Origin of the sequence: Phenylobacterium sp. (assembly GCF_035309685.1) — a bacterium.
GTDB lineage: Bacteria > Pseudomonadota > Alphaproteobacteria > Caulobacterales > Caulobacteraceae > Phenylobacterium.
Window position 1 is genome coordinate 54,878 of the sequence record NZ_DATGEX010000044.1, and the last position, 19,122, is coordinate 73,999.

The window sequence follows — 19,122 nt, forward strand, 5'->3', positions numbered from 1 at the left end:
TCGTAGGGCTACTTCTTCGCCGCCTTGGCGTCGGCCTTAGCCGCGTCCTTGCTGGCGTCGGCCGCCTTGTCGGCGTGCGCCGCCGCGGTCTTGGAGGCGTCGGTCGCCGCATTGGCGTCGGCCTTGGCCGCATCTGGAGTCGGCGCAGCGGCCGCCGCCGAGGCGTCCGTCGCCGCCGTGGTGGCCGCCGTGCTGGCCGCCGCCGACTCGGCGTTCGCCTTGGTGGTGTCGTCAGCGGCCTTTTCGGCGGGCTTTTGGCAGGCCGCGGCCGCGAGGCTCAGCGCGGCGACCGCCGCCAGAGTGAGGATGCGCATGTTTGGTCTCTCCCTATCGACACCGCTTGAGTGCGGCGCCTTCGACAACAGGAGCGATTGTCTGTTTGCAAACGCCCCGGCCCAGCGTCGAAACGCCGAGCCAAAGCGAAGGTTGCACCGCTTTGCGGCCTAGTGATAGCGGCGGATCAGCCCGACGAGCTTGCCCTGCACATCCACCTGGTCGGGTCCGAAGATTCGGGTCTCATAGGCCGGGTTGGCGGCCTCCAGGGCGATGGAGGCGCCCTTGCGGCGCAGGCGCTTCAGGGTGGCTTCCTCGCCCATGACAAGCGCCACGACGATGTCGCCCGATGTCGCGGTGTCGCCGCGGCGGATGACCACGAAGTCGCCGTCCAGGATGCCGGCGTTGATCATCGAGTCGCCCTGGATCTCCAGGACGAAGTGCTCGCCGGCGCCCAGCATGCTCTCGGCCACCGGGATGCGGTCGCGCTCCTGCTGGATCGCCTCGATGGGCGTGCCGGCGGCGATCTTGCCCAGGATCGGCAGTTCGCGGGTGTCGTTGGCGGCGGGCGGCATGGCCGGTCCGCCATCGACGATCTGTGGCTTGAAGGGTGCGCGCCCCTTGGGCGGGGCGGCCATGGTGGCCTGCTGCGGCAGCTTCACCACCTCCAAGGCGCGCGCCCGGTGGGGCAGGCGGCGCAGGAACCCGCGCTCTTCCAGCGCGGTGATCAGCCGGTGGATGCCGGACTTCGACGCCAGGTCCAGCGCCTCCTTCATCTCGTCGAAGGACGGCGAGACGCCGCTCTCCTTGATCCGTTCGTGGATGAACATCAGCAGTTCGTGTTGCTTGCGGGTGAGCATCGGTGCGGACCTCGACTAAAGCGCGCCAACAAGAGCGTCGGGAGAACAAAGCGCAAACGTTGAGAATGTTCTCTAGGTGTTCCGCATTAATGTCAAGTTACGGCGTCTGTCGCTGAAACTGCACAGGAAATTCCGGCTCCCGGACGCCCGGAAACCCGACTCAACCGGCCAGCAGGATTCGCGTCGCCGCCTCGACGTCGGCCTGCCGCATCAGGCTTTCGCCCACCAGCATGGCCTTGGCCCCAGATCGCTCGAGCCGCGCCGCGTCGCCCGCGGTGAAGATGCCGCTCTCCGTCACCAGCAGGGCGTCCTTGGGCGCGGCGCCGGTCAGGCGCTCCGTGATCGCAAGGTCGACATCGAAGGTCCGCAGGTCGCGGTTGTTCACGCCGATCAGGTTGGCCTTGAGCGCCGCCGCCCGGGCCAATTCGGCCGCGTCGTGGGTCTCGACCAGCACGTCCATGCCGTGCGCGTGGGCGGCCTCCATCAGGTCCGAGGCCAGGGTGTCGTCGACCATCGCCAGAATCACCAGCACAGCGTCGGCGCCCAGCGCGCGGCTTTCCGGCACCTGCCAGGGATCGACCAGGAACTCCTTGCGCAGGCAGGGTAGTCCCACGGCCATCCGGGCCACGATCAGATGGTCGTCAGCGCCCTGGAAGCTCGGAGTGTCGGTGAGCACTGAAAGGCAGGTCGCGCCGCCGTTTTCATAGGCGTGAGCCAGGGCCGAAGGATCGAAGTCCGCCCGGATCAGGCCTTTCGAGGGCGAGGCCTTCTTGATCTCGGCGATCAGCGCCAAACGTCCCGGACTGTGGGCGCGTTCCAGGGCGGCGCGGAACCCGCGTGGCTCGGAGGCGTCGCGGGCGGCCGCCTCGATCTCGCGCAGCGGCCGCACGGCCTTGCGCTGCGCGACCTCCTCGCGCTTGTAGGCCGCGATCCGGTCGAGGATGTCGCTCATGCGCCGGCGAGGCTCTTGAGCTTGTCGAGCGTCGCCTTGGCCCGGCCGTCGTCGACGACCTGGGCGGCCAACTCGACGCCTTCGCGCAGCGTCTCGACGCGCTCGGCGACCAGGAAGGCCGCCGCCGCGTTCAGGGTGACGATGTCACGGTAGGGGCCCTTTTCGCCTTCCAGCAGGCGCGAGAGCGCCGCGGCGTTGTCCTTGGGGCTCCCACCGGTCAGATCGGCCAGGGCTGCGCGCGGCAGGCCCACAGCCTCCGGCGTCACGGCGAACAGCCGCACCTGGCCGTCGCGCAGTTCCGCCACGCTGGTCTCGCCGGTCGTGGTCATCTCGTCCATGCCGGTCCCGTGCACCACCCAGGCGCGCTCCGAGCCCAGGACCTTCAGCGCTTCGGCGAGCGGAGCGACCCAGCGCTCGGCGAAGACGCCGACCACCTGGCGCTGGGCGCCGGCCGGATTGGTCAGTGGGCCTAGCAGGTTGAAGATCGTCCGAAAGCCCAGCTCCGCGCGGATCGGCGAGACATGCCGCATGGAGCCGTGGTGCGCCGGCGCGAACATGAAGCAGATGCCGGCCTCGTCCAGCGCCTTCAGCTGGCGGTCGACGGGCATGGCGATATCGACCCCGAGCTCGGTGAGCACGTCGGCGGTCCCGGACTTGGACGACAGCGCGCGGTTGCCGTGTTTGGAGACCTTCAGGCCGCCGCCCGCCACGACGAATCCCACCGCGGTCGAGATATTCAGCGTGTGCAGCCCGTCGCCGCCGGTGCCGCAGACGTCGATGGTCGGGTAGGGCGGTTCGATCTGCACGGCGGCTTTGCGCATGGCGCGCGCGCAGGCCACGATCTCGCCCAGGGTCTCGCCGCGCATCCGCATGGCGGTCAGCGCCGCGCCCACCTGGCTCGGCGTCGGCTCACCGCGCAGGCAGGCGGCGAAGAACTCGCCGGCGTTGTCTTCGGAGAGCGTGCCGCCATCGGCCAGCAGGTTGAGCAAGGGCTTGAAAGCGTCGGACATGGGCGCGGGATCAGGCGTCCACGGCGCGCTTGACGCCGGCGATGTCGAGGAAGTTGGCCAGCAGCTCGTAGCCGCATTCCGTAGCGATGGATTCCGGATGGAACTGCACGCCGTGCACCGGGCGCGTGCGGTGCTGCACGCCCATGATCTCGCCGTCCTCGGTCCAGGCGGTGATCTCCAGCTCGGCCGGCAGCACCTCCTTCTCGACCGACAGGCTGTGATAGCGCGTCGCCGTGAAGGGGTTCTTCAGGCCGGCGAAGACGCCCTTGCCCTCGTGGCGGATCAGGCTGATCTTGCCGTGCATCAGCGCCTTGGCGTGCACCACCTCGCCGCCATAGGCCTGACCGATCGCCTGGTGCCCAAGGCAGACCCCGAAGATCGGCAGATCCGCCGGCGCCGCCTCCAACAGGGCCAGGCAGATGCCGGCGTCGTTCGGCGTCTTGGGGCCCGGCGACAGCAGCACGCCCTGCGGCTTCATCCCCAGCGCCTCGCGCACCGTGATCGCGTCGTTGCGCACGACATGAGTCTCCGCCCCCAGCTCGTTCAGGTAGTGGACGAGGTTGTAGGTGAAGCTGTCGTAGTTATCGATCACCAGGATCATGGCGGCCCCGCTCCTTGAGCCCATCGCCTTATTCCGCCGTCCAGCCGCCGTCCACCGACAGATTGGCGCCGGTGATCTGCTTGGCCGCGTCGCCGCAGAGGAAGACCACGATGGCGGCGACCTCGTCGACGGTGACGAACTGCTTGGTGGGCTGGCTGTCCAAGAGGACGTCGTTGATCACCTGATCGCGGGTCAGGCCGCGCGCCTTCATGGTGTCGGGGATCTGGTTCTCCACCAGCGGCGTCCAGACGTAGCCGGGACTGATGCAGTTCACGGTCACGCCGTGGGTGGCGAGCTCGAGGGCGGCGGTCTTGGTCAGGCCGGCGATGCCGTGTTTGGCCGCGACGTAGGCCGATTTGAAGGGCGAGGCGACCAGGCTGTGGGCCGAGGCCGTGGAGATGATCCGGCCCCAGCCGCGCTGCTTCATACCCGGGATCGCCGCGCGCATGCAGTGGAAGGCCGAGGTGAGGTTGATGGCGATGATCTGGTCCCACTTCTCGATTGGGAATTCCTCGATCGGCGAGACGAACTGGATGCCGGCGTTGTTCATCAGCACGTCGACCGAGCCGAAGGTGGTTTCGGCGAGCGCGATCATGGCGGCGATCTCGTCGGGCTTGGTCATGTCGGCGGGCGAGTGGAGGCACTTCACGCCGAACTCGGCCTCGATGGCGGCGCGCTCCTTTTCGATGTCCTCGGGCTTGCCGAAGCCGTTGATCAGGACGTTGGCGCCTTCCTTGGCGAGCGCGCGGGCGATGGCCAGGCCGATGCCGCTGGTGGAGCCGGTGATCACGGCGGTCTTGGATTGCAGGATCATGGCTTAGGCGTCCTCATCTCTGGGGTTGGTGCGGTCGGGGTTGGCGTCGAGGCCGGGGTCGATGCTGAGCGCGCCGCCCGGCCCTGGCTTCGGCGGATTGTGCGTCCGGCGGCGGATGCTGCGCTCGCCGTCGACCAGGCCTGAGGCCCAGTGATCGACCATGGACTGGCGTGAGAACTCGACGTCCTTGAAGCTGCCCTCGTAGGCGCGGTCGCGGTAGATCAGCTGCACCACGATCACCGAAGGTTCTTTCGCGAAGTCTTTGAGAAGACTGAGGTCAGGGTCTTCGGCCATGTCCTGCGGCAGGGTCTTCAGCAGGTCGGCCAGGCTGGTCTTCAGACGGTGGATCTTCAACTGCTGATCGGTGTTGAGACGGGTGCGGCTGGAGTAGCGGATGTCCTTCTCCCGCTCGGCGGCTTCCTGCAGGGTCTTGGGCATCGGGCCGCGGGCGTTGAACAGGTCCACCTGATAGATCACCAGGTCATCGGTCTGATCCTGATCCAGGACGTATTCCAGCGGGGTGTTGGAGACGAGGCCGCCGTCCCAGTACCACTCGCCGTCGATCTCCACCGGCGGCAGGCCGGGCGGCAGCGCGCCCGAGGCCATGATGTGCTCCGGTCCGATGGTCTGATGGGCGTTGTCGAAATAGACGAAGTTGCCGGTGCGGATGTTGACCGCGCCGACGCTGAGGCGGGTCTCGCGCGCATTGATGCGGTCGAAGTCCACCAGCTTCTCCAGCGTGGATTTGAGCGGACTGGAATCATAGAAGCTGAGCGCGTCGGGCCCACCGGCGGAGAGCAGCAGCGGCGAGATCGCGCGGGGGGTGAAGAAGCCCGGCACGCCCGTGGTCATCGCCCAGCCGATGCTGGCGTCGCCCAGGAGGCCGCGGAAGACGTCGGCGCCGTCGGGCGGCCCGAAGGACCAGCCGGAGGTCACCAGCTCCCAGAATTGCTGCAACCGCTCCAGGCGCTTGTCCGGGGGATTGCCGGCGATGATCGCGGCGTTGATGGCGCCGATCGAGATGCCGGCGATCCAGCTGGGCTCCGGGCCCGCGCGGTTCAGCGCCTCATAGACGCCGGCCTGATAGGCGCCCAACGCGCCGCCGCCTTGCAGGACGAGGACGCGACGGGGCTGTTCTACGGTCACGGGGGCGTCCAGCGGGAAGGGGAGCGGTCGAAATCATATTGCGCCGCACAATGACCGCCATGTGGCGCCGCCGATTGCGCCCGGCAAGGCTCGGCGCGATCCTCTAGCCATGTCCGCCACCGATTCTGCCCTGGACGCCGAACAAATGGCCCGCGCGCGGCGCCTGCTCGAGCGGCCTAGGCGGGCGGAGCGGATGTGGCCGGTGCTGGCCGCCGCGGGCTTCCTCGCGGTCGCCGCGTTGACCTTCGCCACCGCCATGATCATGGCCCCGCCGCTGCACACCGAGCACGCCGCCAAGGGCGCGATAGAGTAGGCGGCCGCGCCTAGACGAACCGCCAGCTCTCCTCGGCCGCCTGGCGCAGCGCGCGGGCCTTTTGCAGGGTCTCTTCGTATTCGGCGTTGGGGTCGCTGTCGGCCACCACGCCGCCGCCCGCCTGGACGTACATCATCCCGTCCTTGAAGAGCGCGGTCCGCAGCACGATGCAGGTGTCCACCGAGCCGTCGCAGCCGAAATAGCCCGCGGCGCCCGCGTAGCCCACGCCGCGCTTTTCGATCTCCAGCTCGTCGATGATCTCCATGGCCCTGACCTTGGGCGCGCCCGACAGCGTGCCGGCGGGGAGCGCCGCCATCACCACGTCCACGGGATCGAGCCCCTCCGGGGCGTCGCCCTCGACGTTGGAGACCAGGTGCATCACGTGGCTGTAGCGCTCGACGAAGAAGCTCGCGGTCACCCGCACCCGCGGCGACGCGCGGGTCTGCGGCGGGGCGTTGGCGCCGCGGTCCTTCAGCATGGCCACCCGGCCCACGTCGTTGCGCCCCAGGTCCAGCAGCATCAGGTGCTCGGCGCGCTCCTTGGGGTCGGCGATCAGCTCGGCTTCGAGCGCGGCGTCCTCGGCCGGCGTCGCCCCGCGCCGCCTCGTGCCGGCGAGCGGGCGGATGGTGATCTTGCCGTCGCGCAGCCGAACCAGAATCTCGGGCGACGAGCCGGCCAGCTGGAAGTCGCCGAAGTTCAGGTAGAACAGGAACGGCGAGGGATTGGTGCGCCGAAGCGAGCGGTAGAGCGCGAACGGGTCGCGGTGGAAGGGCGCCCGGAACCGGTGGCTCGGCACCACCTGGAAGACGTCGCCGGCCCGGACATAGTCCTTGGCTTTCTCGACGATCTCGCAATAGCGCTCGCGGCTGATCGGGGAGGTGAAGGCGTCGGGCTCTGGGACGCCATCGCCCTTCAGCGGCGGCGCGGGTTTCTTCAGATCGGCCTTGATCGCGGCGATGCGCGCCTGGGCCGCGTCGTAGGCGTCCTGGGCGGAGCTCGCATCCGGCCGCACCGGCGTCACCAGGATGATCTCCTGGGCGATGGCGTCGAAGATGGCGACGATCGAAGGCCGGGTCATCACGCCGTCGGGCAGGCCCAGCGGATCGGGATTGATGTCCGGCAGGCGCTCGACCAGCCGGATCATGTCGTAGCCCATGGCCCCGAACAGACCTGCCGAGGGTGGCGGCAGGTGCTCCGGCCGCTCGATCCGCGAGGCGGCGACCAGATCGCGCAGGCTGTCGAGCGCGCCGCCCGGCTGCGGCGTGAACTTACCCGCCGCGATGTCCGCGCCTTGCGCCACCTCCGCCTTGTCGCCCCGGCAGCGCCAGACGAGGTCGGGATTCAGGGTGATGATCGAATAGCGGGCGCGGAAGGCGCCGCCCTCGACGCTTTCGAACAGGAAGGCGTAGGGCCGTCCGTGACCGATCTTCAGATAGGCGGAGACCGGCGTCTCCAGATCATCGATCAGCCGGGTCCAGACAAGCTGCGGACGGCCCGCCCGGTATGCCTGCTCGAAAGCCGGATACGCAGGCTCGATGGTCATTTGGCCAGCGGCGCCTTGCCGGGCTTGCCCGTCGCCGTCTTGCCGCCCGCCGCCTGAGCCTTGGGATCGATCGGCTCCAGGCCGATGGCCTCGCGGGCGCGGTTGGAGTCGATGGTCACCTTGATCTTCTGGCGGGCGTAGACGTGGGCGCTTTCGCCGATCTCCCGCAGGTAGCCGCTGGTCATCTGCGGGCGCAGCTGCTCGACCATCTGAGCGAGTTGGGTCGGGTCGCCGCCGTGCACGGCCTCCAGCTTGCCGACCACGAAGCCCTGGGCGTCCTGGGCCGCGAAGACGTCGCCGGGGCGAGAGGTGAACAGCTTGCCCAGCACGTCCTGGCCCAGGGCCTGGTTCTGGCTGGCGTTGCGCCGGTCGATGCCGGGGACTTCCGAGACCTTGGAGCCGGCCGAAGCGGCGACGGCCGCCAGGGTCTCGCCCTTCTTGATCCGCGCCACGTAGCCGTCGGCCTTGGCCTGCAGGGCCTTGCCGAGCTCGCGCTGGGTCCAGGCCTTGGCCAGCATCGGGCGGATTTCCTCCAGCGGCGGCATGGCCGGCGGGGTGATCTTCTCGACGCGCACGGCGAAGAACTCGCCGTTGCCGGCGTCCTCGACCTCGCTCTCGCCGCCGGCCGGCAGCGACCAGGCGGTTTCCATCAGCTTCTGGGTCAGGCCCTGCACCGGCTGGCCGGTCAGGTCGCGGCCGCCCTGGCTCACCGGGCCGATGCTGGTGGTCGGGACCCCGGCCTTGGCGGCGGCGGCGGCCAGCGTGGCGCCGCCCTGGTGGGCGTCGTCATAGGCCTGGGTCAGGGCGTAGACCTTCTCCGAGGCCTGGTCCTTGCGGATTTCGGCTTCGATGGCCGGACGCACCTCTTCAAGGGTCACGGCGCGGCCGGGGGTGACCGACATCACCTTCACAACCGCGACGCCGAGGTCGCCCTTCACCGTCGCCACCTGGCCGGACGGCGTGGCGAAGGCGGCGGCGGCCACCTTCTTGTCCGGGATCGCCGACTGCGGCTTGTTGGCATAGGTGATCGCCTCGACGCCGGCGGCCTTGGCCACGGCCTCGGCGTCCGTGCCCTTGGCCAGGCCCTGGGCGATCTGCACGGCGGCGGCCGGCGTCTTCGCGGGGATCTGGATCACGGTGCGCGTCTCGGGGCTCGACAGCGTGTCTTTGCGGAAATCGAAGCGCTTCTGCACCTCCTTCGGGTCGACCGGCGCGTTGGCCGCGACCTGGGTCGGCGAGAACTTCACGACGGTCAGCGTGCGGAATTCCGGCCGCGTCAGCTGGGCCGCGTTTTCCTTCATCAGCTCGGTGAGCTGGGCGTCGGTCGGCGCGGGCGGCTGCGGCACGCTGGCCGGCGCGATGGTGAAGTAGCCGAGGTCGCGGCTTTCCACGGTGTAGATCGCGCCCATGGCGGCGTAGGCGCGCGGCACCCGCAGGCCGGTGATCAGGCCGGTCGCGGCGTGCTGCTCGCTCAGCTGGTCGCGCATCTGGCTTTCGAAATTGGCGGCGGTCAGGTTGTTGTCGGCCAGCCGCCTCAGATAGGAATTGCGGTCGAAGCGGCCCGAGACCTGGTCGAAGAAGGCGGGGATTTTCTGGATCTCGCCGGCGATCAGCTTGTCGGACGGGCGGATCCCGATCTTGGTCAGATAGGCGGCGAAGGCTTCGCTGGTCGCCATGCCCTGGGCAACCCGCTGGTCGAGGCCGTTGTCGGCCGCCAGTTGCGGGGTGACCTCCTGGTGGACCTGCTGCTCGACCTGTTTGATGTAGTTGTCGAACGCGCGCTTGTACTCGGCCGGGCCGATGCTGCGCGGCCCGGCGGTGATCACCGCGTTGCTGATCTTCGGATGCAGCAGGTCGCGGTTGCCGATCCCGAACACCACGAAGCTGACGATAACCAAGCCGAGAATGACCTTCGCGGCCCAGGAATTCGTGAAGGCGCGGATGTTGGCGAGCATTGAATCTCTTTCAGGAGCGCGAAGCAGGGCGCAGGCGTGGGCGCCGGTATAGTGGAGGCCACTCCCGCCCGGCAAGCGCGTGACATGCAGCCCAGCTTGCCTTAACCGCCGCCGAAGCTCTTTTTGCGAGGCCCGATGACCGCTCCGACGCCCCTCATCGCCGGAAACTGGAAGATGAACGGTCTGTCCGCCGCGCTGACGGAGGCCGCCGCAGTGGCCGCCGGTCTGGGCGGGACGGCCGCCCGCGTCGCGATCTGTCCGCCGGCAACCCTGATCCAGCGCATGAGCGCAGCGCTGGCCGGCTCGGTAGTGCAGGTCGGCGGCCAGGACTGCCGCGCCGAAGCGTCGGGCGCCTACACCGGCGACGTCGCCGCCGAGATGCTGGCCGATGCGGGCGCGAGCCTGGTGATCCTCGGCCACTCCGAGCGCCGCGCGGGCTACGGCGAAACCGACGACTTGGTCGCGGCCAAGGTCGCCGCGGCCTTACGCGCCGGGCTCGAACCCATTGTCTGCGTCGGCGAGACCCTGCGGCAGCGCGAAGCCGGCGAGGCGTTGAGCGTCGTGACCGGGCAGGTGAGGGGCTCGCTCCCCAGCGCCCTGGCCGGCAAGGCCTTTTCGGTGGCCTATGAGCCGGTCTGGGCGATCGGCACGGGGCTCACGCCCACCACGCCGCAGATCGAGGAGATGCACCGGGCCATCCGCGCCACGCTGAGCGAGATGTTCGGCGCGGCCGCCGACAGCGCCGCGATCCTCTATGGCGGCTCGGTGAAGCCCTCCAACGCCGCCGAGATTCTCCACGCGGCCGAGGTCGGCGGCGCCCTGGTCGGCGGCGCGTCGCTGAAAGCCGAGGATTTCCTGGGGATTATTGGCGCGGCCTAAAGCAGCAGCCCGAACAGCCGACAGTCGCGCCGCTCGCCGTCGCGCAGGACGTGGCCGCGGAGCATGCCTTCCTCCTCGAACCCGAGCTTTTCCAGCAGGCTGTCCGAACGGCGGTTGCCGAGATGGGTTCGCGCCAGCAGGCGCCTCAGGCCCATGGTCGCCGCATAGGCCAGGACCGCCTGCATGGCCTCCAACGCATAGCCCTGGCCCCAGGCGTCGCGGCCCAGCATGAAGCCCACCTCCGCACGCCGATGGCGCCGGTCGATCTCCGAGAGGTCGCAGGTTCCGATAAAGCGGCCGTCCGCCAGCTCCCGCATCGCCCAATAGACGGCGCGGCCGGCGAGCATCTCCTCCACCTGGCCCTCAACGATCCGGGCGATCAGGTCGGGGTCGTCCATCTCGGGCATATCCCAGAAGGCCATGACCTCGGCGTCGCGCATCAGGGGGAAGATGTGCGGCGCGTCCTGCGCGACCAGCGGCGCCAGGCGCAGCCTCGCGGTCTCGAGGATCGGCAACAGGCTGAGGTCGACGCTCATGACGGACGTAACGCTTGTGTGGAGACTGCGACGCCCTAGCTATGGCCTTGGGGCGGGCTCGGTGATAGAGCCCGCGCTTCATTTCGGCGGCCGGCCCTTCGTTTCGATGAAGGTGTGACTGCCCGAACATACCGGACTAAAGAAGACCCATGCTGATCGGCCTCCTGCTCACCCTCCAGATCATCGTCAGCGTGACGCTGGTCGGCGTCGTCCTGCTGCAGCGCTCCGAAGGGGGCGGCTTTGTGGGCGGCGGCAGTTCGGCCGGCATGATGTCGGTGCGCGGCGCCGGCGACCTCCTGACCCGGACCACCTGGATCCTGGGGGCCAGCTTCTTCATCATCAGCCTGTTGCTGACCATCCTGGCCGGCCGCGAAAAGGGCGCGTCGTCGATCGTCGACCGCATGAAGATCGACTCCCTCGACCCGGCGCTGCTGCAACAACAGAAGGCCAAGCCGCCGGCCGGCACCGCTCAGCCCGGCGGTCCCGGCAGCGCGCCCACGCCGCTGCAGGCGCCCACGCCGACGATCAACAACCCCTTCCTCGGCCAGCCGCAACCGGTCCAGCCGGCGAGCCCGCCGCAAAAGTAGTGGCGCGGCTAAAAGCTCAGTCCCGCCGGCGCCGATTGCGGCCCCGGCTCCCCGAATCGCTGCTACTCTGAACGCCCATGGCCCGGTACATTTTCATCACCGGCGGCGTGGTCTCCTCATTGGGTAAGGGTCTCGCGTCCGCCGCTCTCGGCGCGCTTTTGCAGGCGCGCGGCTACGGCGTGCGGCTGCGCAAGCTCGACCCCTATCTGAACGTCGATCCGGGGACGATGAGCCCCTATCAGCACGGCGAGGTCTTCGTGACCGACGACGGCGCCGAGACCGACCTCGACCTTGGCCACTACGAGCGGTTCACCGGCGTCAACGCCACCAAGAACGACAACATCACCACCGGCCAGATCTACAAGACGATCATCGAGAAGGAGCGGCGCGGCGACTATCTGGGCGCGACGGTGCAGGTGATCCCGCACGTCACCGGCGAGATCAAGGACTTCGTCCTGGCCGATCCGGGCGAGGGCGTCGACTTCGTGCTGGTCGAGGTCGGCGGCACGGTCGGCGACATCGAGGGCCTGCCGTTCTTCGAGGCGATCCGCCAATTGGGGCAAGAGCTCCCAAGGGGCCACGCGTGCTTCATCCACCTGACGCTGCTGCCGTTCATCAAGACGGCGGGCGAGATGAAGACCAAGCCGACCCAGCACTCGGTCAAGGAGCTGCGGTCCATCGGCATCCAGCCGGACATCCTGCTCTGCCGCTGCGAGATGCCGATCCCCGAAGGCGAGCGCAAGAAGCTCGGCCTGTTCTGCAACGTGCGGCCAAGCGCCGTGATCCAGGCGATGGACAGCGCCAACATCTACCACGTGCCCCTCGACTATCACGAGCAGGGGCTGGATTCCGAAGTGCTGGACGTCTTCGGCATGAAGGACACGGCGCCCGCGCCGGACCTCAGCCGCTGGGAGTCGATCTCGCACACGCTCAGCCACCCGGACGGCGAGGTGAACATCGCCATCGTCGGCAAGTACACGGCGCTGACCGACGCCTACAAATCCCTGATCGAGGCCCTGACCCACGGCGGGGTCGCCAACAACGTCCGGGTCAAGTTCGACTGGATCGAGGGCGAGGCTTTCGAGAAGGACGACGGCCTGATCGGCGAGCGGCTGACCGGCGTCCACGGGGTGCTGGTGCCCGGGGCGTTCGGCGAGCGCGGTTCGGAAGGTATGATCCGCGCCGTCGGCTTCGCCCGCGAGCACGCCATTCCCTATTTCGGCATCTGCTTTGGCATGCAGATGGCGATGATCGAGGCGGCGCGGAACCTGGCCGGCATCCGCCAGGCCTCCTCCACCGAATTCGGCCCGACCTCGGAGCCCATCGTCGGTCTGATGACCGAATGGGTGCGCGGCAACGAGAAGGAATTGCGCGAGGAGGGCGGCGAACTCGGCGGCACCATGCGCTGCGGGGCCTATGAGGCGGTGCTGACGCCGGGCAGCCGGGTGGCGGATATCTACGGCGCGCCGACCATCTCCGAGCGCCACCGCCACCGCTACGAGGTCAACATCGCCTACCGCGAGGCCATCGAGGACGCCGGGCTGAAGTTCACCGGCCTGTCGCCGGACGGCGTGCTGCCGGAGCTCTGCGAGCGCACCGACCATCCCTGGTTCATCGGCGTCCAGTTCCACCCGGAGCTGAAGAGCCGGCCCTTCGACCCGCACCCGTTGTTCGCCAGCTTCATCGGCGCGGCGCGCAACCGCAGCCGTCTGGTCTGACTAGCCGGCCGCCAGCGCCTTTCGCGCCTCCGCGCCCGCGCTCATGAACGGGGATTTGCGGGCGAAGTAGACGCGCGGCGGCATGCCCATGAAATAGTTGAACTCACGGATGAACTGCGGCTGGTCGGCGTAGCGCTCGTCGATCGCCTGGCCCCAGCCGCCGAGCGGCTGTTCGCGCAGGCTGGCGGACGATCGCAGGAAGCGCTGGCGGCGCAGCAGGCGTTTGGGCGTGATCCCGATATGGTCGCGCACGACGCGCTCCAGCTGCCGCGTGGAGCAGCCGAGCCGGCGCGCCCATTCCGCCACCGAGGCGACGCCTTCGTCCATGAGGCCGACATGCACGCCCGCGACCAGCGGATCGGTCGGCGGCCTAAGCGCGCGCCGCTTCAGGAACCAAGCGTCGAGCGCGCGGCCATAACTCTCGTCATCCGCTGCGGCGTCGAGCGCCTCGACGATCTCGGACGCCGCGTCGCCGACCAGGTCCGAGAGCGGCTTCAGGTCATCGACATAGGCCGCCGCGCTCTGATCGGAGAGCAACGCCCAGCCCGGCGGCAACAGGCCGACGCTCACCATGATCCCGCCCGCGGGCCCGTGAACCGTCGCCGCCCGGCTCAGCGCACCGGTGATGACGGCGCTGGGACCTGACGCAGTAGCCTGAGCGCCGTCGGCGAAGGTGATCCGCCAGTCGCCCGCCAGGATCAGGCGGATATGGGCGCCTTCCGGATGCAGCAGGTCCTCGACGGGGTCCTCGCCGATCCGCACCACATAGTAGAAGACCATGGTGTCGCGCAGGGACGGTGTCGGCGGCAGAAACCGGACTGTCACCTCGTCCATGGCCGCGGCTCCCTCCTTCCGCTGTTAGTTGATAGCATAGCTGGCAGGAGGCTCATCCATGCTCGATCTGACCCTGGCGATCGCTCACCACATCCTGGTGTTCAGCCTGTTCGGCGTGCTGTTCGGCGAGCTGGTTCTGGTTCGCAAGGGCGTGGACCTGGCGACCGTGGCGCGGGTCGGCCGGATCGATCTGATGTACGGGGTGCTGGCCGGCCTGATCATCGGCGTGGGGTTCAGCCGGGCGATCTTCGCGGCCAAGGGCTGGGCCTACTATTCCCACAACCTGTTCTTCCACCTGAAGGTGGGGACCTTCCTGGTCATCGGCCTGCTGTCGATCCCGCCGACCGTGGCCTACATCCGCTGGCGGCGCTCGGGCGCGGCGCCGAGCGAGGCGCAGGTGGCGAACGTGCGGCGCTGGCTCTGGGCGGAAATGGCGCTCTTCGCGCTGCTGCCGGCCTTCGCGGCGGCCATGGCCCGAGGCTTTGGCGAGTTCACGTGACCGCCTTCTCATGACTGGCGACGACCTGCGGCGGATCGCGCTTAGCCTGCCTGAAGCCTACGAGGACCTGCACCGGCGCCGCCCGGCGTTCCGGGTGAACCAGAAGATCTTCGCCATGCTGGGGGTCACCGGAGACCGGAGCCTGTTCACCTCGCTCGGCTGGGACAATGTCGCCGTGGTCAAGCTCGACCGCGAGGATCAGCTGAACATGGCCGCGGGGCATCCGGGCGCGATCCAGCCCACCGAGACCTATGGCCACCACGGCTGGACCTATCTGCGGCTGGAGACGATCGACGAAGCGACGCTTCGCACCGTCCTGCGCCTCGCCTGGACGCATGTGGCGCCCAAGCGCCTGTCGAAGGCCTAGCGAAGGAAGAAGATCAGCCAGTAGGCCATCAGCACGACATTGCTGAGCGCGAAGGGCGCCAGCCGGTGCATGACCTTGTTGTAGGTCAGGTGGATGATCGAGTGCACGATCCGCAGGCCCACGTAGAGCCAGGCGATCCCCAGCACCAGGCCATCGACCTTGCTGGTCACGTAGAACATCAGGCTGCCCACGTAGAACAGCATCGGCAGTTCGAGCAGGTTCATGTAGTTGCGGTTCGGGATCGCGACGTGGCCCGGCACATTGGCCGACTCGCCGAACTTGAAATCGTCACTGACGATCTCGCCCGCCGCGCCCGCGCGGAACCGCCGCAGCGGGATCAGCAGCAGCACGCCGAAGGTGAGGAACGCCAGCGAGCCCATGGGCGTGAAGATCAGGCGTTGGTCCATGATAAGCCTCCCCCAAGTTCTGGTAGCGGGTCTGATTGGCCGGGAGAGTGGATCAGTCGGCCTTGATCGGCGAGGGGGTTTCATGCATAAGCCCCCGCTCACGTCGGCGGCCCCTTTTGCCTCCGGCCTCCTACTCACGCCCGCGAGACCGATCCGATGGCTGTTCCCAAACGCAAAACTTCGCCCTCGCGGCGGAACATGCGCCGTTCGCACCACGCGCTTGGCGCCAATTCCTTCGTCGAAGACAAGGAAACCGGCGAGCTGAAGCGCCCGCACCACGTCGACCTGAAGACCGGCATGTACAAGGGCCGCCAGGTCCTGACGCCGAAGGAAGACTAGGCGCTTCCACGCCGTATGAGATTCTGAGACGCCGGCTGCGGATCGCGGCCGGCGTTTCTGATTCTGCGGTTCTCCCCTAGGCTCGGCGCCATGCCGATCCGACGCGTGACGCTCATCGCCATCGCCCTTGCCGCCGTCGCGACCGCCGCTTTCGCCGCGCCGCCGCTCACCGCGCAGGGCTGGGGAAAGCTGCGCGTCGGCATGCGCGAGCGGGACGCCGTGCGCCTGTTCCATCTTCGCGTGCCTCGGGGCCCCGGCCCGGACAGCTTCGAATGCCGTCAGGACGAGTTGCCGAGCCAGGAGGGCCTCTATGTGATGGCCGAGCGGGGAATCGTCACGCGCATCACGATCGAGGCGCCCAGCCGCCTGGTCACCGACCGCGGCCTCGGCATCGGGGCCAGCGAGGCCGAGGTCAGGCGGGCCTATGGGCCACGCCTGAAGGTCGAGACGACGCCCTACGAGGAAGAGCCGGCCCACGAGATGATCTGGTGGACGGCGCACGGGAAGCGGGGCGTGCGCTACGACAGCAACATCGCCGGCGCCGTGGAGGCGATCTACGTCGGCAGCCGCTCGATCACCCTCATCGAAGGGTGCTCCTGACGCTACTGCGTCCGGCCACGGGCCTGCACCGCCGCGCGCCGGGCCTCGACCATCTCGGGCGTCACCATGGCGTTGTGGACGATCGAGCGTTCGTGCTCCAGGGCCAGGCCGTCGCCCATCGAGAGCGCATAGCCGTCGTCGATCATCGCCTTGTAGGTCACCAGCATATCGGCCTCGATGGAGGCCATCTCATGCGCCAGCTTGAGCGCCGCGGGCATCAGCTCGGCGGGTTCGACCACCCGGTTCACCAGGCCCCAGTCGTAGGCCTGCTGGGCCGACAGGAAGTTGCCGGTCAGCGACAGCTCCTTGGCGCGGTAGGGGCCGATGGCGCGGGAAAGCTTCTGCGACAGGCCCCAGCCCGGCGTGATGCCGACACGGGCATGGGTGTCGGCGAAGCGGGCGTTGGTCGAGCAGATCAGGACGTCGCAGGCCAGCGCCACCTCGAAGCCGCCGGTGATCGCCACCCCGTTGATGGCGCCGACGATCGGCTTGGAGCAGGCCAGCACCGCCCGCGCCGGGTTCTCCGCCGGATCGGTCGCATTGGCGGCGCCCATGCCCAGCGGATCGGTGGAGAGCTCCTTCAGGTCCAGGCCCGCCGTGAACGCCCGCTCGCCCGCGCCGGTCAGCACCACGACCTTCACCGATGGGTCGGCGTCCAATTCGGTGAGCGCCTGGCGCAGCGCCGCCCGCAGCGCCTTGGAGAGCGCGTTCATCGCCTCCGGGCGATTGAGCGTGACGATGGCGACGGCGTCCTGGCGTTCGACGAGCAGCATGCGGATTCTCCTAGCGGCCCCTCGCATGGCGGCAGGCGCCTGGCCGTGTCAACGACCTCCAACCCAGCTCTGAGATGTATTGCCGAGAGATGCAATTTGGGGTCGAAATGACTTGGCCATGGGGAGGGACGGGGAATGCCGGTCAGCGCGAACTGCGGCGTGTTCATCAGCGCCTGGGAGGGGATCAAGGACGGCGATCCCAGCACCCTGAACTACGATCCCTATATGGACCTCGTCGGCATCTGGACGATCGGCTACGGCCACGCCCTGACCGACCCGGCGACCGGCCAGCAGCTCAGCGGCGCCAGCAATCGCGCCAAGGCCATGGCGCAGTACCCGGGCGGCATCACCAAGGCGAGCGCGGTCGCCCTGCTGACGGCCGACATGGCGCGGTTCGAGCCGGCGGTGGACGCGGTGGTCCTGCCCGGCGCGACGCAAGACCAGTACGACGCGCTGGTGTCGTTCGACTTCAACACCGGCCATCTGGCCGGATCGACCCTGGCGACGCTGCATCGTCAGGGGCTGGCCGCCGGACCGCTGCCGGCCGACGCCGACATCCGGACGCTGGCGGGCCAGGTCCGCGCCAAGGCGATCAAGGCGCCGGCCTCGATCCGCGACGCCTTCGCCGTCTGGTCCTTCGCCAAGGGCGCCTTCGTGGGCGGCCTGTTCTGCCGGCGGCTGGCGGAGTTCGCCTTCTACAGCGGCCTGGCCCCGGCAGACGCCAACGCCTTCGGCAATCGGGTGCGCGGGCTGATCGCCCAATAGGGCTGGCGCGGTTGCAGATTTCGGACGGGTCAGGGTAAAGCCGCGGGCGGCCTTGCCAGGAGAGCCCCATGACCGAAATCGTCGACATCACCGCCCGCGAGATCCTCGACAGCCGCGGCAATCCGACGGTGGAGGTCGACGTGGTGCTGGAGGATGGCTCCATGGGCCGCGCGGCCGTCCCCTCCGGCGCCTCGACCGGGGCGCACGAGGCGGTGGAGAAGCGCGACGGGGACAAGACGCGCTACGGCGGCAAGGGCGTGCTGCAGGCGGTCGACGCGGTGAACGGCGAGATCTACGACGCGCTGGCCGGCGCCGACGCCGAAGACCAACGCCGCCTGGACCGGATGCTGATCGAGCTCGACGGCACGCCGAACAAGTCGCGCCTAGGCGCCAACGCCATCCTGGGCGTCAGCCTGGCGGCGGCGAAGGCGGCGGCGGGTTCGGCGGCGCTGCCGCTCTACAAGTACGTCGGCGGGGTCTCGGCCCGCGTGCTCCCGACCCCGATGATGAACATCATCAACGGCGGCGCCCACGCCGACAATCCGATCGACATCCAGGAGTTCATGATCCTGCCGACCGGGGCCGACACCTTCGCCGAGGCGCTGCGCATGGGCGCCGAGATCTTCCACGCGCTGAAGGGCAAGCTGCAGGCCGCCGGCCACAACACCAACGTCGGCGACGAGGGAGGTTTCGCCCCCAACCTCAGCTCGGCGGAGGAGGCCTTGGCCTTCATCATGAGCGCGGGCGAGGGGGCCGGCTACAAGCCCGGCAAGGACTTCGTGCTCGGCCTCGACGCAGCCTCCAGCGAGTTCTTCAAGGGCGGCAAATACGTCATGACCGGCGAGGGCAAGACGCTCGATCCGGCCGGCATGGTCGACTACCTGGCGGGCCTGGTGGCCAAGTTCCCGATCGTCACCATCGAGGACGGCTGCGCCGAGGACGACCTCGCCGGCTGGAAGCTGCTCACCGACAAGCTGGGCGGCAAGATCCAGCTGGTCGGCGACGACGTCTTCGTGACCAACCCCAAGCGCCTGGCCATGGGCATCGAGAAGGGCCTGGCCAACTCCATCCTGGTGAAGGTCAACCAGATCGGCACCCTCTCGGAGACCCTGGACGCGGTCGATATGGCCCACCGCGCCGCCTACACCGCGGTGATGAGCCACCGCTCCGGCGAGACCGAGGATTCGACCATCGCCGACCTCGCCGTCGCCACCAACTGCGGGCAGATCAAGACCGGCTCGCTGTCGCGCTCCGACCGCACGGCCAAATACAACCAGCTGCTGCGCATCGAGGAAGAACTGGGCGACCAGGCGGTCTACGCCGGGCGCGCGGCGATCAAGCACGGCTGAGC

23 protein-coding genes are annotated in these 19,122 nt (G+C 68.7%); 10 read left to right on the forward strand and 13 right to left on the reverse strand.

What is annotated here, in order from left to right:
* Positions 1-8: 8 nt before the first annotated feature.
* The 7 genes from VKQ35_RS14425 to VKQ35_RS14455 form a co-directional block, all read right to left on the reverse strand.
* Positions 9-314 (reverse strand): hypothetical protein, encoded by a 306-nt coding sequence (locus tag VKQ35_RS14425; protein WP_324362779.1) that lies wholly within the window; start codon positions 312-314, stop codon positions 9-11.
* Positions 315-443: 129 nt separating this feature from the next.
* The gene (gene lexA / locus VKQ35_RS14430) at positions 444-1,133 is read right to left on the reverse strand and encodes a transcriptional repressor LexA (RefSeq protein WP_324362781.1); all 690 of its coding nucleotides are present in this window, start codon (positions 1,131-1,133) and stop codon (positions 444-446) included.
* 160 nt (positions 1,134-1,293) lie between these two features.
* Positions 1,294-2,085, reverse strand: a complete 792-nt coding sequence (trpC, locus tag VKQ35_RS14435; RefSeq protein WP_324362783.1) for an indole-3-glycerol phosphate synthase TrpC — start codon at positions 2,083-2,085, stop codon at positions 1,294-1,296.
* Entirely contained in the window at positions 2,082-3,095 is a 1,014-nt protein-coding gene (trpD, locus tag VKQ35_RS14440) for an anthranilate phosphoribosyltransferase (protein WP_324362784.1), read from the reverse strand. The genes trpC and trpD overlap by 4 nt, the downstream gene beginning before the upstream one ends.
* Before the next feature lie 10 nt (positions 3,096-3,105).
* Positions 3,106-3,696, reverse strand: coding sequence for an aminodeoxychorismate/anthranilate synthase component II (locus tag VKQ35_RS14445; RefSeq protein ID WP_324362786.1), 591 nt, complete (start codon positions 3,694-3,696; stop codon positions 3,106-3,108).
* Between the two features lie 28 nt (positions 3,697-3,724).
* Positions 3,725-4,510 carry a 3-hydroxybutyrate dehydrogenase gene (locus VKQ35_RS14450; protein ID WP_324362788.1) on the reverse strand — a complete coding sequence of 262 codons (786 nt, stop codon included), beginning with the start codon at positions 4,508-4,510 and terminating at the stop codon, positions 3,725-3,727.
* Positions 4,511-4,513: 3 nt separating this feature from the next.
* Positions 4,514-5,656 (reverse strand): patatin-like phospholipase family protein, encoded by a 1,143-nt coding sequence (locus VKQ35_RS14455; protein ID WP_324362790.1) that lies wholly within the window; start codon positions 5,654-5,656, stop codon positions 4,514-4,516.
* Positions 5,657-5,765: 109 nt separating this feature from the next.
* Here VKQ35_RS14455 and VKQ35_RS14460 point away from each other — a divergent pair, with 109 nt between their 5' ends.
* Positions 5,766-5,969 carry a hypothetical protein gene (locus VKQ35_RS14460; protein ID WP_324362792.1) on the forward strand — a complete coding sequence of 68 codons (204 nt, stop codon included), beginning with the start codon at positions 5,766-5,768 and terminating at the stop codon, positions 5,967-5,969.
* A 10-nt stretch (positions 5,970-5,979) separates the two neighbouring features.
* Here the strand turns inward: VKQ35_RS14460 and trpE are convergent, their stop codons facing one another.
* Complete coding sequence (trpE, locus tag VKQ35_RS14465) at positions 5,980-7,512, reverse strand: anthranilate synthase component I (RefSeq protein ID WP_324362794.1); 1,533 nt, start codon at positions 7,510-7,512, stop codon at positions 5,980-5,982.
* Complete coding sequence (locus tag VKQ35_RS14470) at positions 7,509-9,467, reverse strand: peptidylprolyl isomerase (RefSeq protein ID WP_324362796.1); 1,959 nt, start codon at positions 9,465-9,467, stop codon at positions 7,509-7,511. Before VKQ35_RS14470 ends, trpE begins: the two co-directional genes overlap by 4 nt.
* A gap of 135 nt (positions 9,468-9,602) precedes the next feature.
* On the opposite strand from VKQ35_RS14470, the gene tpiA reads away from it, so the two are divergent.
* Entirely contained in the window at positions 9,603-10,346 is a 744-nt protein-coding gene (gene tpiA / locus VKQ35_RS14475) for a triose-phosphate isomerase (protein WP_324362798.1), read from the forward strand.
* Here the strand turns inward: tpiA and VKQ35_RS14480 are convergent.
* Positions 10,343-10,882: a GNAT family N-acetyltransferase gene (locus VKQ35_RS14480; protein WP_324362800.1), complete on the reverse strand. Its 540-nt coding sequence runs from the start codon at positions 10,880-10,882 to the stop codon at positions 10,343-10,345. The two genes, tpiA and VKQ35_RS14480, sit on opposite strands and share 4 nt — an antisense overlap.
* 149 nt (positions 10,883-11,031) lie before the next feature.
* On the opposite strand from VKQ35_RS14480, the gene secG reads away from it, so the two are divergent.
* Both secG and VKQ35_RS14490 read left to right on the forward strand, forming a co-directional pair.
* Complete coding sequence (gene secG, locus VKQ35_RS14485) at positions 11,032-11,469, forward strand: preprotein translocase subunit SecG (RefSeq protein WP_324362802.1); 438 nt, start codon at positions 11,032-11,034, stop codon at positions 11,467-11,469.
* 77 nt (positions 11,470-11,546) lie between these two features.
* Entirely contained in the window at positions 11,547-13,187 is a 1,641-nt protein-coding gene (locus tag VKQ35_RS14490) for a CTP synthase (RefSeq protein ID WP_324362804.1), read from the forward strand.
* On the opposite strand, the gene VKQ35_RS14495 is transcribed toward VKQ35_RS14490, so the two are convergent.
* On the reverse strand, positions 13,188-14,021 hold the full coding sequence (locus tag VKQ35_RS14495) for a helix-turn-helix domain-containing protein (protein ID WP_324362806.1): 834 nt from the start codon (positions 14,019-14,021) through the stop codon (positions 13,188-13,190).
* Between the two features lie 58 nt (positions 14,022-14,079).
* Here VKQ35_RS14495 and VKQ35_RS14500 point away from each other — a divergent pair, with 58 nt between their 5' ends.
* On the forward strand, positions 14,080-14,520 hold the full coding sequence (locus VKQ35_RS14500; RefSeq protein WP_324362808.1) for a DUF2214 family protein: 441 nt from the start codon (positions 14,080-14,082) through the stop codon (positions 14,518-14,520).
* 10 nt (positions 14,521-14,530) lie between these two features.
* A complete protein-coding gene (locus VKQ35_RS14505) occupies positions 14,531-14,887 on the forward strand; it encodes an MmcQ/YjbR family DNA-binding protein (RefSeq protein ID WP_324362810.1) in 357 nt (118 codons plus the stop codon).
* Here the strand turns inward: VKQ35_RS14505 and VKQ35_RS14510 are convergent.
* The gene (locus VKQ35_RS14510; protein ID WP_324362812.1) at positions 14,884-15,294 is read right to left on the reverse strand and encodes an MAPEG family protein; all 411 of its coding nucleotides are present in this window, start codon (positions 15,292-15,294) and stop codon (positions 14,884-14,886) included. The two genes, VKQ35_RS14505 and VKQ35_RS14510, sit on opposite strands and share 4 nt — an antisense overlap.
* A 156-nt stretch (positions 15,295-15,450) precedes the next feature.
* On the opposite strand from VKQ35_RS14510, the gene rpmF reads away from it, so the two are divergent.
* Positions 15,451-15,633 carry a 50S ribosomal protein L32 gene (rpmF, locus tag VKQ35_RS14515; RefSeq protein ID WP_111515250.1) on the forward strand — a complete coding sequence of 61 codons (183 nt, stop codon included), beginning with the start codon at positions 15,451-15,453 and terminating at the stop codon, positions 15,631-15,633.
* Positions 15,634-15,723: 90 nt separating this feature from the next.
* Entirely contained in the window at positions 15,724-16,233 is a 510-nt protein-coding gene (locus VKQ35_RS14520; protein WP_324362816.1) for a hypothetical protein, read from the forward strand.
* A gap of 2 nt (positions 16,234-16,235) precedes the next feature.
* Here VKQ35_RS14520 and VKQ35_RS14525 read toward each other — a convergent pair whose 3' ends face one another.
* Positions 16,236-17,006, reverse strand: a complete 771-nt coding sequence (locus tag VKQ35_RS14525; protein ID WP_324362817.1) for an enoyl-CoA hydratase — start codon at positions 17,004-17,006, stop codon at positions 16,236-16,238.
* A gap of 135 nt (positions 17,007-17,141) precedes the next feature.
* Here VKQ35_RS14525 and VKQ35_RS14530 point away from each other — a divergent pair, with 135 nt between their 5' ends.
* Together VKQ35_RS14530 and eno are read left to right on the forward strand one after the other, a co-directional pair.
* Complete coding sequence (locus tag VKQ35_RS14530; RefSeq protein WP_324362819.1) at positions 17,142-17,771, forward strand: lysozyme; 630 nt, start codon at positions 17,142-17,144, stop codon at positions 17,769-17,771.
* Between the two features lie 68 nt (positions 17,772-17,839).
* Complete coding sequence (gene eno / locus VKQ35_RS14535) at positions 17,840-19,120, forward strand: phosphopyruvate hydratase (protein ID WP_324362821.1); 1,281 nt, start codon at positions 17,840-17,842, stop codon at positions 19,118-19,120.
* Positions 19,121-19,122: the final 2 nt, after the last annotated feature.